At 57.8% G+C, this 13,394-nt stretch carries 10 protein-coding genes; 2 read left to right on the top strand and 8 right to left on the bottom strand.

Translation table 11 applies throughout. The features are described 5' to 3' along the window. Positions 1-117 precede the first annotated feature (117 nt). Positions 118-765, top strand: coding sequence for a peptide-methionine (S)-S-oxide reductase MsrA (gene msrA, locus ACA051_RS02320; protein WP_497310528.1), 648 nt, complete (start codon positions 118-120; stop codon positions 763-765). Positions 766-916: 151 nt separating this feature from the next. Here msrA and ACA051_RS02315 read toward each other — a convergent pair whose 3' ends face one another. After that, positions 917-1,756 (bottom strand): 23S rRNA (adenine(2030)-N(6))-methyltransferase RlmJ, encoded by an 840-nt coding sequence (locus tag ACA051_RS02315; protein WP_497373358.1) that lies wholly within the window; start codon positions 1,754-1,756, stop codon positions 917-919. 171 nt (positions 1,757-1,927) lie between these two features. On the opposite strand from ACA051_RS02315, the gene ACA051_RS02310 reads away from it, so the two are divergent. After that, positions 1,928-2,341, top strand: coding sequence for a T6SS amidase immunity protein Tai4 family protein (locus ACA051_RS02310; protein WP_497373356.1), 414 nt, complete (start codon positions 1,928-1,930; stop codon positions 2,339-2,341). A 19-nt stretch (positions 2,342-2,360) separates the two neighbouring features. On the opposite strand, the gene ACA051_RS02305 is transcribed toward ACA051_RS02310, so the two are convergent. The 7 genes from ACA051_RS02305 to putP form a co-directional block, all read right to left on the bottom strand. Beyond that, positions 2,361-2,858 (bottom strand): hypothetical protein, encoded by a 498-nt coding sequence (locus ACA051_RS02305; RefSeq protein ID WP_497373354.1) that lies wholly within the window; start codon positions 2,856-2,858, stop codon positions 2,361-2,363. Between the two features lie 146 nt (positions 2,859-3,004). Continuing rightward, positions 3,005-3,328: a hypothetical protein gene (locus tag ACA051_RS02300; protein ID WP_497373352.1), complete on the bottom strand. Its 324-nt coding sequence runs from the start codon at positions 3,326-3,328 to the stop codon at positions 3,005-3,007. Between the two features lie 347 nt (positions 3,329-3,675). After that, the gene (locus ACA051_RS02295; protein ID WP_497373350.1) at positions 3,676-3,984 is read right to left on the bottom strand and encodes a contact-dependent growth inhibition system immunity protein; all 309 of its coding nucleotides are present in this window, start codon (positions 3,982-3,984) and stop codon (positions 3,676-3,678) included. Next, positions 3,981-8,639 (bottom strand): RHS repeat-associated core domain-containing protein, encoded by a 4,659-nt coding sequence (locus tag ACA051_RS02290; protein WP_497373348.1) that lies wholly within the window; start codon positions 8,637-8,639, stop codon positions 3,981-3,983. The genes ACA051_RS02295 and ACA051_RS02290 overlap by 4 nt, the downstream gene beginning before the upstream one ends. Next, positions 8,639-9,376, bottom strand: coding sequence for a DUF4123 domain-containing protein (locus ACA051_RS02285; RefSeq protein WP_497373346.1), 738 nt, complete (start codon positions 9,374-9,376; stop codon positions 8,639-8,641). The genes ACA051_RS02290 and ACA051_RS02285 overlap by 1 nt, the downstream gene beginning before the upstream one ends. After that, the gene (locus tag ACA051_RS02280) at positions 9,366-11,384 is read right to left on the bottom strand and encodes a type VI secretion system Vgr family protein (protein WP_497373344.1); all 2,019 of its coding nucleotides are present in this window, start codon (positions 11,382-11,384) and stop codon (positions 9,366-9,368) included. The genes ACA051_RS02285 and ACA051_RS02280 overlap by 11 nt, the downstream gene beginning before the upstream one ends. Positions 11,385-11,745: 361 nt before the next feature. Further along, complete coding sequence (gene putP, locus ACA051_RS02275; protein ID WP_497373342.1) at positions 11,746-13,230, bottom strand: sodium/proline symporter PutP; 1,485 nt, start codon at positions 13,228-13,230, stop codon at positions 11,746-11,748. Positions 13,231-13,394: the final 164 nt, after the last annotated feature.

Below are 13,394 nucleotides of genomic sequence, written 5' to 3'. Positions count from 1 at the left end.
CCTGACACACCGCCTTCGCGAGCAAGCCCGCTCCCACAGGGGTAGTGATTAACTTGGCATCATTGGGCAAACTGCGTGTCTGACAATTTACATTCAACCTGACTGAGGGGACTGATGATGGTCTTGCGCTCGGAAATCCTGGTGAACAAAAACGTGCTCCCTACCAAAGAACAAGCTCTGCCTGGCCGCGAAACCCCAATGAACCTGCCGGAAAAACACTTCGTCCACGACGCCCCGCTGCTGGGCCCGTTCGCGATGGACGTGGATTTCGCGATCTTCGGCCTGGGCTGCTTCTGGGGCGCGGAACGCAAGTTCTGGCAACGCGAAGGCGTGGTCAGCACGGTGGTGGGCTACGCCGGCGGCTTTACGCCGAACCCGACGTATGAAGAAGTCTGCTCGGGCCTGACCGGGCACAGCGAAGTGGTGCTGGTGGTCTATGAGCCGGCAAAAGTCAGCTACGAAGCACTGCTGAAAATGTTCTGGGAATTGCACAACCCGACGCAAGGCATGCGCCAGGGCAATGACATCGGCACTCAGTATCGCTCGGTGATCTATGCGACCAACCCGACTCAACTGGCAGCCGCCAATCACAGTAAGGACGTGTTCCAGGCTGAGTTGACCAAGGCAGGCAAAGGCGAAATCACCACTGAGATCGACGAAGCGCCGACGGTCTACTTCGCCGAGGCGTATCACCAGCAGTACCTGGCGAAGAACCCTGAAGGGTATTGCGGGATTGGCGGTACGGGCGTGACCTGCCCGATATAAATCTCGGGCCCTGAAAAGCTTCGCGGGCAAGCCTCGCTCCTACAGGGATCGATGTCTGAGCACAATTTTGTGATCGACATAAACTCCTGTAGGAGCGAGGCTTGCCCGCGAATGCGTCCTGTCAGACACCATCAAGGCATCTGATCAGCCATCAACTCTCTGCAATCAACCAATCCATCTGCCACCCACCTTGGGTCTGCCCAAGCTTCTTGGACAACCACGGCAGCAGTTCACGTAATTCCTCTTCCAGCCCCCACGGTGGATTCGCAATCGCCAACCCGGACCCGTTCAAACTGATCGGCGTATCCAGCGGATGCACCAGCAACTCCACGCGCAACAACTTCGGCGCGCCGCTACCTGCCAAATCCTGATAAAAACGACGCAACAGGCGCTGGTCCTTTACCGGATACCAGATCGCCGCCACCGTTTGACGCATCCGGCCAATCGCCTCTTTCAGCGACGCCGCACACCGCTGCATCTCATCGAGCTGCTCGAACGGCGGATCGATCAACATCACCGCCCGCTTCTCCTGCACCGGCAACATCGCCCGCGGCACATGCCAGCCCTCGCCCAGATGCACTTTCACCCGACGGTCGCCGGCCATATTGTCCTTGAGCAACACGCCATCCTCGGGGTGCTTCTCGTTAAGCATCACCCGATCCTGCGGCCGCGTCAGACGCCGCGCCAACTCCGGCGACCCCGGGTAATAGCGCAACTGGCCATCCGGGTTCATGTCGTGCAGCACTTTCATGTAATCGGCGGTCAGTTCCGGCAGATCCGGCTGATCCCACAACCGCGCGATCCCTTCCAGGTATTCACCGGTACGGCTCGCCTGATCGCCCTGCAAGTCATACAGACCAATGCCAGCGTGAGTGTCGAGATAGGCAAACGGCTGCTCCTTGCGCGACATCAGGGCGATGAGGCGGGTCAAAGTCAGGTGTTTGAACACATCGGCGTGATTGCCGGCATGGAAGGCGTGACGATAATTCATGGCTGCTCCTGCGAAGGGCGGGAAGTTTACCTTGTACGGGGCTGGACGTCAGGGGTGGCAGCCGAGCGGCCAGACGAAAACCCGCTGGCGAGGGCGCATGCGACCGGCACATACTTCTGACCCACCGAGCGACACACTCACCCCAACCAATGACACGGAGTCAAAAAACCGATGCGAACTCTATGGACGGCATTAGTTTATTTACTGTCGGCAAGCCACGTTTTTGCTGACGAGCCGCACATGGCAGAGGCGCGCCAATCCTTAAAAAATTACGGGCTTAGCCATTGCATTCTCAAGCACTTTAAAGAGAAGTCCGAGTTAGAAGCAGACATCGGGCGATCGGCGGGTGCTTACTCGTTCATGGGTAACGGCATGCATATCGTGATTCAGGATGAAGACACCTTGAAGGTCAAACATGATCCTTACATGAATACCCGAATCTACGTATTTAATGCTTATGACAACACCTCATCTGTCAGCAAATACACGGACAAGAAGCTGGTAATGCATGGATGCTTGAGCGTTTATAACTCGCCGGCGTTCGACGCCTTTATCAAGACCCAGGATCAATTCATTACCGAATAATCTTCTGAAAACCGACCATTCAGGTCAGATTAGTGCTGAACAGACTGAGATCCAGATTTTTCAAGCACTGATAATAAAACTCAGCGCTACCGCTGACTTGGTCATGCCTGAAATCAAGTATCTGCTTATAGAGCGACTGAATCGCGGGGTCCTTGATGGATCGCATACTGTCCAGGACAAGACAGATTTCATAAATCCTCTCCTCCCGTTCCTCGTTCATACGCCGATAGTCTTCTCTCGACATAATTCCAAGAAAACGAGAGAAATGAAAAGGTAGACCCGCGTTACTTCTAAACATCCATAGAAACTTCTTTGCCAGCAAGTCTACAAAGTATAGCCGTGCCAGACAGGCGGGATCGGCGGCAAAATCCAGCAGCCCCTTGACGCCGAAAAACTCAAAGACTGCGATTTCAAAGCGTGCTGCATCGCCATCATCACCACTTTCATAGGCATCGATGACGATATCGCTGTAAGCCCATTTTTCGATTAACGCCCGTGTTAGCTGTTGACCCGACATACCTACCCTCTTGTTTTCAGGAAACGCCTTTTAACGCGCCGCTCTGCGCTCCAGCCACGCTGCCGATTCGGGCCTGACACCGATGTGACGCAGAGCGTCACGGGCTGCATTCCCACGCAGAGCATGGGAACGCTCGCTCAGCAGCCCTACTCCGAAGACCGCGCCCGCAACCGCCGCCCAATCACATCCAGCACATCGCATCCATCCCGCAACGGAATGGCACACAGCAACGCAAAATCACTAAGAATGAACGACTCACACTCAACCGAACCGCGCATCGACATGTTCTCGAGCACCTGTGTCACGGCGCGAATTCGATAGCTGGCAGCGTCATATAAAACATCGAGCGGCGCGTGGGTATCGACGAACAGTGTGGGCATGTCGGTGCAGTTGCTGGTGAGGGCCATGAAGCGGCTTTTGGGGTGGGGAATAGGCTTTTCGTAAGGTGGATCGGGGTGAAGATTTTTCATTATTGAAACCTCTGGTAGAAGTGGAGCTACCATCGGCCTTCCTACAGGCTTGGGTGGCAGCTATACGCGGGGTAGGAATATCGAGACCAGAGAACTCGACCACACCGAAGCGTGCCCGCGCACAGCCGCCGCAACTGATCTTACGGACGCATGGTGATGGCCGCAATTCAGGTGTCGACGCCAAAGCGTCCTCTCTAGTCTTGAAGGGTTCCTACACCCCGCCACTGAGTTTTCAGTGACCACCAGAGACTATCGATTGAACACATTTCCCACCAGTTCATGAAAGCCGCCGCAGATTGAAGGAAATTTCCGACGACCTTGCCCAGAAATTTCGCAATCTTTTGCCATCATTGATGGTCAAGTCGACTAGCCAATCTGTCAGCTATATGGCGCAACCAAAGCTCGCCTGAATTCCATGCATGCCAGTAGCAGTAGTAACAGCTCAACTCTTTCAGCAAGTAATCCCGTAATACAAACTCCTCTTTCCGCTGGCCAAGCAAAATGTTGAGCTCATGCTGCACAGCCAATAGATCCTCAGGATCGGAGTCAGCTAAAAAAGCCTCAATCACCTGCTCAGCTGTGTCATGTTCGACTGTCCAATCTTGATGAAAGTAGGCGCCAAAAAAATCGTGTAACTCAGGAAACTCTATGCTCATATCTCTGGAAACCCCGTAAGTAAAAAGTATCCCTCAGGTCGCCGCGCGTCCTTTATCAACACCAACAATATCTTCGTCGCAGGCACAGCATCGGTACTTCCGTTCGGCACGCTGACCCCTACTGGGTAGGGAAACTTATGAGTAACTGTCGTCTTTACTTTCCTCCCATTAAGAAATTTTTGGATTTTTGTTCTATTTGCCTCTAATGCTCTCGCAGAAGCCGACTCAGCAGTAGCCCGATCAGGAAATGTTGATGCCGCAGGTATTCTGGGTTCCGCCTCTAGCCTTTTGACTAACTGCATATCCGTCCTACCTATGTGCTTAGCGATTAGGTGCCCACCTTGAGCTTCATGCGTCGCCAACCCACCACCAGGAACAATTTCGCTATACGGTCCATCGACATTTCTATCACCAGGGCACGGGTTACAAGCCAACCCCAACGGATCAACCCACCCCGTCGGATTCGGCGTGTACTGGTACTGATTCAGCCCACCCGCCAACTTCACCGGGTCCGGCGTCAGATACCGCCCAATCTCCGGATCATAGTACCGATGCCGGTTGTAGTGCAGACCGCTCTCGGCATCAAAGTACTGCCCCTGAAACCGTAACGGCTGCTCAAGCTGCTCGCCCCCGCCGAACGCCAGGTGCGTGACTTTGCCGTAGGCGTTGTACTTCGCCGACCACACGATCTCGCCACCAAAATCGGTCAGTTCCTGCGGCGTGCCGAGGTGGTCGAGTTGGTAGTAGAACGGGCAAGCCTTGCGTGGGCCTTTGCCGTCGAGCATGGCGAGCGGGCGGAAGGTGCCGGGTTCGTAGACGTAGCTGCGGTAGTGTTCGCGGCTGCTTTCGGCGATGAGATTGTCGCCTTGCCAGAAGAACTCGGTGGTGTTGCCGTCGATGGTTTTGGCGATGCGGCGGCCGAAGGCGTCGTAGCGGTAACTTGAGCAGCGGCCGTCCGGGGCCGTGACGCCGACCAATCGGTGCTGGCAGTCGTAGCGGTATTCGGTGACGAGTTTTTGCGCGGTGCCGCGGTGTTCGCGGATGAGGTTGCCGAAGGCGTCGTAGTCGTAATGCCGGTCGCCCTGCATCAGCAGGCGATTACCTTTTACGCTCGCCAAGCCAGGCCGATCCTGCATCAGCAGGTTGCCCGCCGGGTCGTGGGCAAAGCTTTCCGGCGGGTCGTCGCGGGTATGGCGCACGCGGGTCAGGCGGTTGAGCGGGTCGTATTGGTAGTTACGTTGGCCGTGACGGGTGTCGGCGATGCTGTCGAGATTGCCGTTGGTGCTGTAGGCATAGTCGCGACGATACTGCGTTTGGTGCTGTTGACTGACAGCATGGGCCTTCAATCGGCCCTGATCGTCGTAGGCATATTCGCTAAGCAGTTGACCTTGCTGGCGTTGCTGTTCGCGGCCGAAGACAAATTGGTGGGTGGTGAGCCGCGCGCCGTTGAGGTCGATGGCGGTCAGCGCCCCGCCCTTGGCGTGGTGGTAATCGAGTTTGCTGCCATCCGGCAGGCGCAGGCGATTGAGCTGGCCGCAGGCGTCGTAGCCATAACGCAACGTGCCCCAGCCCTGATGCTCGGTGATCAGGCGATCCTGATGGTCGTACTCGAATTCCAGCGGGTGGTCGTGGCCGTCATCGACGTCGATCAGTCGGCCGAGGCTGTCGTAGCGGTATTCGACCTTGATGCCGTCGGGCAGCGTTTTGACCAGAAGACGGCCGGCGGTATCGCGCTCGTATTGCGTGACGAGCTGCGAGCCGTCGTCGCCGAACTCGGTTTTTTCCAGCAGGTGGCCGTTGAGGTCGTAGGCATACGCCGTGCGTTGGCCGTCGAAGCCGGTTTCCTGTCGGATCAATCCATTGGGCGTGTAGTCCAGCTGATACTTTTCGCCGGATTCGTTTTCGATCTCGGTAAGAAGCAGCTGCGCGTTGTCGTAGCGATACTTCAGCTGGGTGCCATCGGCATTGATTCGGCGGCTGACCAGATGCAGATCGTCGACGTATTCGTAGCGCGTAACGCGGCCCAGTTCGTCGCGTTCGGCGGTGATTTTTCCGTAGGCGTTGTAGGTAAAGGCGCGAACGGCACCGGTAGGCAGCGTCGTCTGGATCAGTCGGCCAACGGCATCCCATTGAGACTTCGTGATCGTACCGTGTTCGTCCTGCCGGGTAATCTGCCGCCCCAGCGCATCGTAGGAAAACCGCCGTACACCACTGTCCGGCAGCGTCTCTTCGACCAGTTGCCCCAAGCCATTCCAGACGAAGACATGCCGACTGGTGTCCGGGGAGCGGATCGACAGCAGCTGACCTTTTTCGTCGTAGTGATAGTGGGTGACATGGCCGTCGGGATCGGTCGCTTCGGTGACATCGCCCTGGGCATTGCGCTGATATTTCCACACGGCTTTGCCGCGATAACGTGCGTGCAGGAAACCGTTGCGGTACTCGTAGGACGTCGGCTCGTCTTGCGGCGGAATCAGCGCCACGAGGCGTCCGACTTCGTCGTAGCGGTATTCGGTGACGGCGCCAAGCGGGTCTTGCTCGGCAGTCAGCCGGCCCTGGTCGTCGTAGGCCTTGAGGTGTTCGCCGCCATCCAGTTCGACCTTGCGCACCAGCCGCGCTCGGTCGTCGTGGACGTAAACCTCTTCGCTGCCATCGATGTTGTGGACGGTGACGCTGCCCTCGTCATCCCAGGTATACCGCGCATCCATCTGCGCAAACGACGCCCAGTGGCGGATGCATCGGGCAGCCTTGCCGGACCTTTCCCACTCCCAGAAGAAACTCGCCCCACCGGCCAGTTGCCGCTGAAGAATGACGTGCTGATCGTCGTAGTCGTAGCGCTCGCTTTCGCCGGCGGCGTTGGTGGCCTCGATGAGTCGACCGCGTTCGTCGCAGCTGTAACCGACCAGGGTCTGCTCGGTCTGCCACGCTTCTTCGAGGGTTTGGGCCGGGACAAAAATCTGATAGTCGACGGCAACCAGATGGCTGCGTTCATAGCGCAACAGCAAGGCTCGGCCGGCACCGTTGTCGAGGCGCTGGATGCGGCCCTGGCGGTCGCGGGTGATGCGCAGGCGGTTGTCGTAAGCGTCACTGATGGCTGTGAGAAAACCATGATGAAAATGGTAGAAACGTGTCTCCTCGCCGGCCTGGGCGAGGATCAGTTCTTCAGGTTCATTGCCGAGGTAAATTGCCGCGCGCGAGAGGCTGTTGTGGATCGCCGGGCGTGCCCTGTTCGGCAGCGGGAAGGTGGTGCGACGGTTCTCGTGGTCGATCCAGGTGACGGTGTCGCCGTTGATTTCCAGTCGATGGGAGAGCGAATGGCTCCAGCCAAATCCGAGGCCGACATCGATTTCAGCGGCACTTGTGCGATAGAGCCGGGTGAAGTCGAACGGCAGGATGCCGTCCAGCGAACCGTCGGTGAGGGTCAGCAGTTCTTCGCCGGTGACCATCGAAACCGGGCATTTGTTAGTGGCGGTTTTATCGACGGGGTCGGCGCTGTCGCCGTTGGGGTTTTTCGCCTGATCCGGAACGTTGTCGTGATGTTCGTTTTGCTTGAGCGTGGTATTGCGCTTGGCATCCCATCGCAGTTGCATGCGACCTTTTTTGAGGCCTGCCGCAACGCCGCGTGCGGCGACTTTTTTGTAGCGGTCGACGTAGTTGATGAAGTTATTGATGATCGTGAAAATTGCTTTGACGAGGCGCAGAACAGCGCTGAGCAACTGCGCGGCCCGATCAGCCAGACGCATCGTCAAATAGGCAATTCCAGCCCCCGCCCCGGCAAAGGTCAGAACGATACCGATCAGGATGTCGATCAATAGCTGCACCGCCACCGTCGAAACGGCTTCGGCGGTTTTACCGGCGATCTCGCTGGGCGGCAGCATGTCCAACCAGAGACTGGCGGAGCGCAACAGCAAACACAGCGCCGCTTCGTCGCTGGCCAGCAGCTGGGCTTTTTCCATGACCTTCGGTGCGATGTTCGCGAGCCTTTTCAGCTCTAAGGCACTCTCGCCCAACCGCTCACCAAACTTTCCGGGGTCCTTGAGGATTTCTGAAAGCAGACTGATGCCGTCCCACACGCCCTCGATGGCCGCCCAACTTCCCGCAAGCATTCCATTGCCTACAGCAACCGCAGACGATTCCGACCACTTCGGTTTAAACGTCTTCCACTCATCACGCAGCCACTTTTCCAGCTCCTTCGTCAGGCCGTCATAGGAAGAGAACAGATCTTCAACTTGCTGCGGTGTGACTTCGTCGTGAACGTGAATGCGGTAGAACTTGCCCTCTTTGCCCTCGAAGGTCCCTTTGCCATTTTCGTCGAGCGTGACCTGCTTTATCTCTCCGCTCTCAGCCGCAATCACATCGACCTGAATATTCCCCACGGGAATGTCATAAACCGATTCGAACTTGCTCTCGATCTCCAGCACCCCGCCCTTTGGGCACTGCACGACGGTGGAGATAAAATCGTCATCGCCGCTGCTCACAATGGTGCTGGCATTACCGAACCGAACGATCCGTTCCATCCCCATCAGCGAAGGCAAATCAGCCGTGCGACTGGCCTTGTCTGCCGCCTGGCTAAGCCAATGCTTTAGCTGTTCACGGTAGAGGGACAACGTGTTTGGAAAACCGTCGAGCTCCTGCTCGATGCGCACAATCTGATCCATCAGTTCAGCTCCGCCATCAGGTAATCCACCAAGTCATGTTTCGGCGATTGAGGCAGGTCCGGCGCCTGCAGAAAGATCGCGACTTTGTGCCGCAACACATGCTCAGAAAACGCTTCAAAAAGATCAGGACGGTCCTCGTTCAACCACTTCATCAAGTTGTTGATGCGGGTTATCGCGGACTCGGTGGCGAGGTCTTCGAGTAGCGATTCGCCAACTTCCCACCACGGAAAAACCCTGGAGGATTTCAACGCCCTGCCACCGATATCGAGCGGTTGTCCATTGATCAAGCAGCGGTCAAGTACCGGCATTAAGTGCGCGGCGTTAACGTCGGCGGACTGAAGAATCGGCAACAGATAACGCCCATCCCAGAAGCGAAAAAACACCGCATTACCGTTGGGCAATAGAACTTGCGTGAGGCTGCGCAGATGCTCGACCAGCACTTCTTGAGGGACAGAAGAAACCGCCAGCCAACCCCAATCCCGAGACTCGGTCGTGGCGACCCACTCCAAAAACTCACTGCCAGTGGCGACGATTCCGACATAGGGCATCACCGGTTCCCACTCGGCATACGCGGTGTCGGCCCAAATCGGACTCGGCGCTTGTGCCGGGGTCGAGAGCTGCCAGGCGTTCATCGGTTGCGACGCACTGGCGTTGCCAAAAATCGCGAACAACTGCTCACCAGGTTCGAGCGGTCGGCGTTCCAGCCAGGCGTGGGGTGACATGCGATCAGGCAGCACAGACACCGTCCTTGCAGCGCTCGCATTCTTCGCAGAATGGTGCATCGCTTTGCAGGCTCATGATCTGCGCGGCGCTCAGCAGGGCGGCCGGGGCGGCGACGAGTTTCAACGGTGTATTCGGCGACACGGGCGCCGCGGCCATCGGCGGCATCAACGCGCCACCGACCTGAATCGGCACGCTGCTGAAAATTCCACCAGGGCCAATGTTGATCCACTGCCCACCCGCCTGAATCGTCGCGCTGGCGCCACCGTCGATCACCACTTGCTGGCCAGCGCTGACATGGAATTGCTGACTGGCGGTGAGTGCCTGGCTCGTGACGCGGATGTGCCGGTCGCCGACCACCAGCAAGTGATCGTCGAGCTTCACTTCGGCCTGGCGCTGGCCGTGGGTGATGCGTTGTTCGTCAGCCTTCAGCTCATGGCGAGCGGTCCCCGTGACGACGATGCTGCGCTGGTTATCGACCTGCACCTGCTGATCGTTCAACACGTGCTGGGTCCAGTTTCGCTGGGCGCGCAGGTAGATTTCCTCGGCGCCTTTGCGATCCTCGATGCGCAATTCGTTGTAACCGCCGCCGCCCGGACTGCTTTGGCTACGGAAAATACTGCGGGTCTTGTCGGCGGGCAGATCCAGTGGCACCGGTGTTGCGGCGTTGGGCAGGCAACCCATTACCAGCGGTTTGTCGGCATCGGCGTCGATGAAACCCACCAGCACTTCCATGCCGACTCGCGGAATCAGCACGCTGCCGTAATGGTCGTGGGCCCAGCCCGTGGCGACCCGCAACCAGCAACTGGAATGTTCATTGAGCTGACCGTCGCGGTCCCAGGCAAGCTGGACCTTGACCCGACCGAACTCATCGCAATGGATTTCGCTGTCGACTGGGCCGGTGACCACGGCCGGTTGGTAACCGAGCATGCGGGGCTTTTCCGGCCCCAGCGGTGGGCGAAACGAAACGTCCCACGGCGTCACCAGAAAGGTATTGCGGTAACCCTGGAAATCATCCGGGTCGTCGCTGGTGGCGGACTCTTCCAGCACTTGCGGTTGTCGGCCACGGTGTTCAATGCCAGTGATCAGCCACAGATCGTTCCACGCCTGACGCGGATGCTCGGCGAGGTGCAGGAAATGTCCGCTGACCAAGGCAGCATCGTCGCCACGGCCTTCGGCTTGGCGGAAGTCCGCGTTGTGCCGCTCCAGTGCTCGCTGCGTTAGCTGTTTGCCATGCTTGCGGTCGGTGAATTGACCGGGAAAGTGGTAATCCTCCAGCACCGGACGCTGTTCGCTATCAACACGGCTTTCAAGTGTCAGACGCGGTTTCTGGAAGTCGTAATCGCGACGGGTGACCGCTGTGGTACGGGTCTCCAGGCGCACGTTGAAACGCTTGATGGCCGGCGCATCCGCTGCCATGCCGCTGCCCGGCAGGTACAACGTCGGCTCGGGCAGGCGCGGGAATACCGTCTGATCATCGCCAAACACCAGCAGATGCCCGTCGGGGCTGTGCTGGAAGTGGTAATGAATACCGATTTCGGCACACAGGCGCTGGATAAACGCGAGGTCGCTTTCGGCGTATTGCACGCAGTACTCGCGCGGTGAGTAATCGCTGCCGAGTTGAAATTCGAAGGCATCGCGCTGGATACCGTGGTCCTTGAGGACCTGGGCGATGATCGCCGGCACGTTTTTGTGCTGGAAGATCCGCTGATTGATGCGCTGACCGAGGTAGGCCAGCCGCGGTACGAGACTGATTTGGTAGCCCGTCAGACGTTTCCCGGAATCGCTTTGACCGACGCGAAAGATCTGACCGTGTATGCCGCAACCTTGTGCATCGAAACTCAGAAAGGCCTGACGATGCAGCAGGTTTTCGAGCTCGATGTCCGGCCGGTCGCTGACCAGTTCCAGGTCAAAGCGGTAGGGTTGGCTGATGGCTTCCGTGCCCGTGAACTCAAGCACCTTGAGCTCAATCTGGACGCCGTCGATCGTCAACGTGAAACGCGGTTGATTGGCAGGAGCGAACATCCGATGTGTCTCTGCAGAATGAGGGCGGGCGATTCTGCATGAGCGACAAGGGGTGTTGAGGGAGGGACAGTAAAATCAGATTTGCCCTACTTTTTTAGGGATTTGTCCTTCAAAAGTTGGGATGTTTGGCTACAGACATTTCCTGCAAAAGTAGTGTGTTGCTGCTGATGGCCTCTTCGCGGGCAAGCCTCGCTCCTACAGGATTTGCGATTCACCGCAAAACTGTAGGAGCGAGGCTTGCCCGCGAAGACGGCAACACTGACACCAAACCTTTCCTGCAAACCAAAAAAACGGCCCGCCTCCAAAAGGAAGCGGGCCGTTTTCATGTTCGGCGAAAGGTCAGAGCCTCAGCTCATCCCCATCACTTGTTCAGGCGGAAATCAGCCTCGGCAGCGGCGAAGCGCTGAAGCATGCCGTGAGTCGGCGCGCCCAGTTTGCTGACGATATAGATGGCCAGGCTGGCGAAGATGAAGCCTGGGATGATTTCGTACAGGCCCAACAGTTCGAAGTGTTTCCACACGATCACAGTGATCGCGCCGACCAGGATACCGGCCAGTGCGCCATTACGGGTCATGTCTTTCCAGATCACGGAGATCAGGACAACCGGACCGAATGCAGCACCGAAACCGGCCCAGGCGTAGCTGACCAGACCCAGTACGCGGTTTTCCGGGTTAGCGGCCAACGCGATGGCGATCAGGGCAACCAGCAGCACCATGGCGCGGCCGACCCAGACCAGTTCCACCTGGGAAGCGGTTTTACGCAGGAAGGTTTTGTAGAAGTCTTCGGTCAGGGCGCTCGAGCACACCAGCAACTGGCAGCTAAGGGTGCTCATGACGGCAGCCAGAATGGCCGACAGCAGTACACCGGCAACCCATGGGTTGAAGAGGATTTTGGCCAGTTCGATGAACACGCGCTCTGGGTTTTCAGCCACAGGACCAGCGACTTCAGGGTGCGCGGAGAAGTAAGCGATGCCGAAGAAACCTACCGCGACGGTGCCGCCCAGGCACAGGATCATCCAGGCCATGGAGATGCGGCGAGCGTTAGCGATCGACTTGACCGAATCCGCCGCCATGAAACGCGCGAGGATGTGCGGCTGGCCGAAGTAGCCCAGGCCCCAGCCCATCAGCGAGATGATGCCGATGAAGGTGGTATTTTTCAGCATGTCGAAATTGCTTGGATCTTGCGCTTCGATGGCCAGGAACGTGGTATCGACGCCGCCGGTGGCCAGCAGCACGATGATCGGCGTCAGCAACAGGGCGAAGATCATCAGCGTGGCTTGTACGGTGTCCGTCCAGCTCACTGCCAGGAAACCGCCAACGAAGGTGTAGGCAATCGTCGCCGCAGCACCGGCCCACAGCGCGGTCTCGTAGGACATGCCGAAGGTGCTTTCGAACAGACGGGCGCCGGCCACGATACCGGAGGCGCAGTAGATGGTGAAGAACACCAGGATCACGACGGCAGAGATGATCCGCAGCAGGCCGCTTTTATCTTCGAAACGGCTGGAGAAGTAATCCGGCAGGGTCAGTGCATCGCCGTTGTGCTCGGTCTGCACGCGCAGACGGCCGGCGACGAACAGCCAGTTCAGGTAAGCACCGATGATCAGGCCGATGGCGATCCAGCTTTCGGACAGACCGGACATGTAGATGGCGCCCGGCAGGCCCATCAACAACCAGCCGCTCATGTCCGAAGCACCGGCGGACAATGCAGTCACGACGCTGCCCAGGCTGCGACCGCCCAGAATGTAGTCAGAAAGGTTGTTGGTGGAGCGATAGGCCATGAAGCCGATCAGTACCATTGCTGCGATGTAGATCACGAAGGTGATCAGTGTTGGATTGCTAACGCTCATTAAGTTACGCCCTGGCTTTGTTTTTATGTAGCGGCGGCTGGTGAACCGCGCGCAAACGACGACGTTTGACAGACGATTTCAGATCCCGCGCATTTATGACTGATGTTTCCCCAGGAAAGCCATCAGCCGGTACACCTGTCTTTTATGACCGGTTGCACCTTGGG

Source organism: Pseudomonas sp. LBUM1669 (genome assembly GCF_059695705.1).
This window is presented reverse-complemented; position numbering and strand designations above follow the sequence as displayed.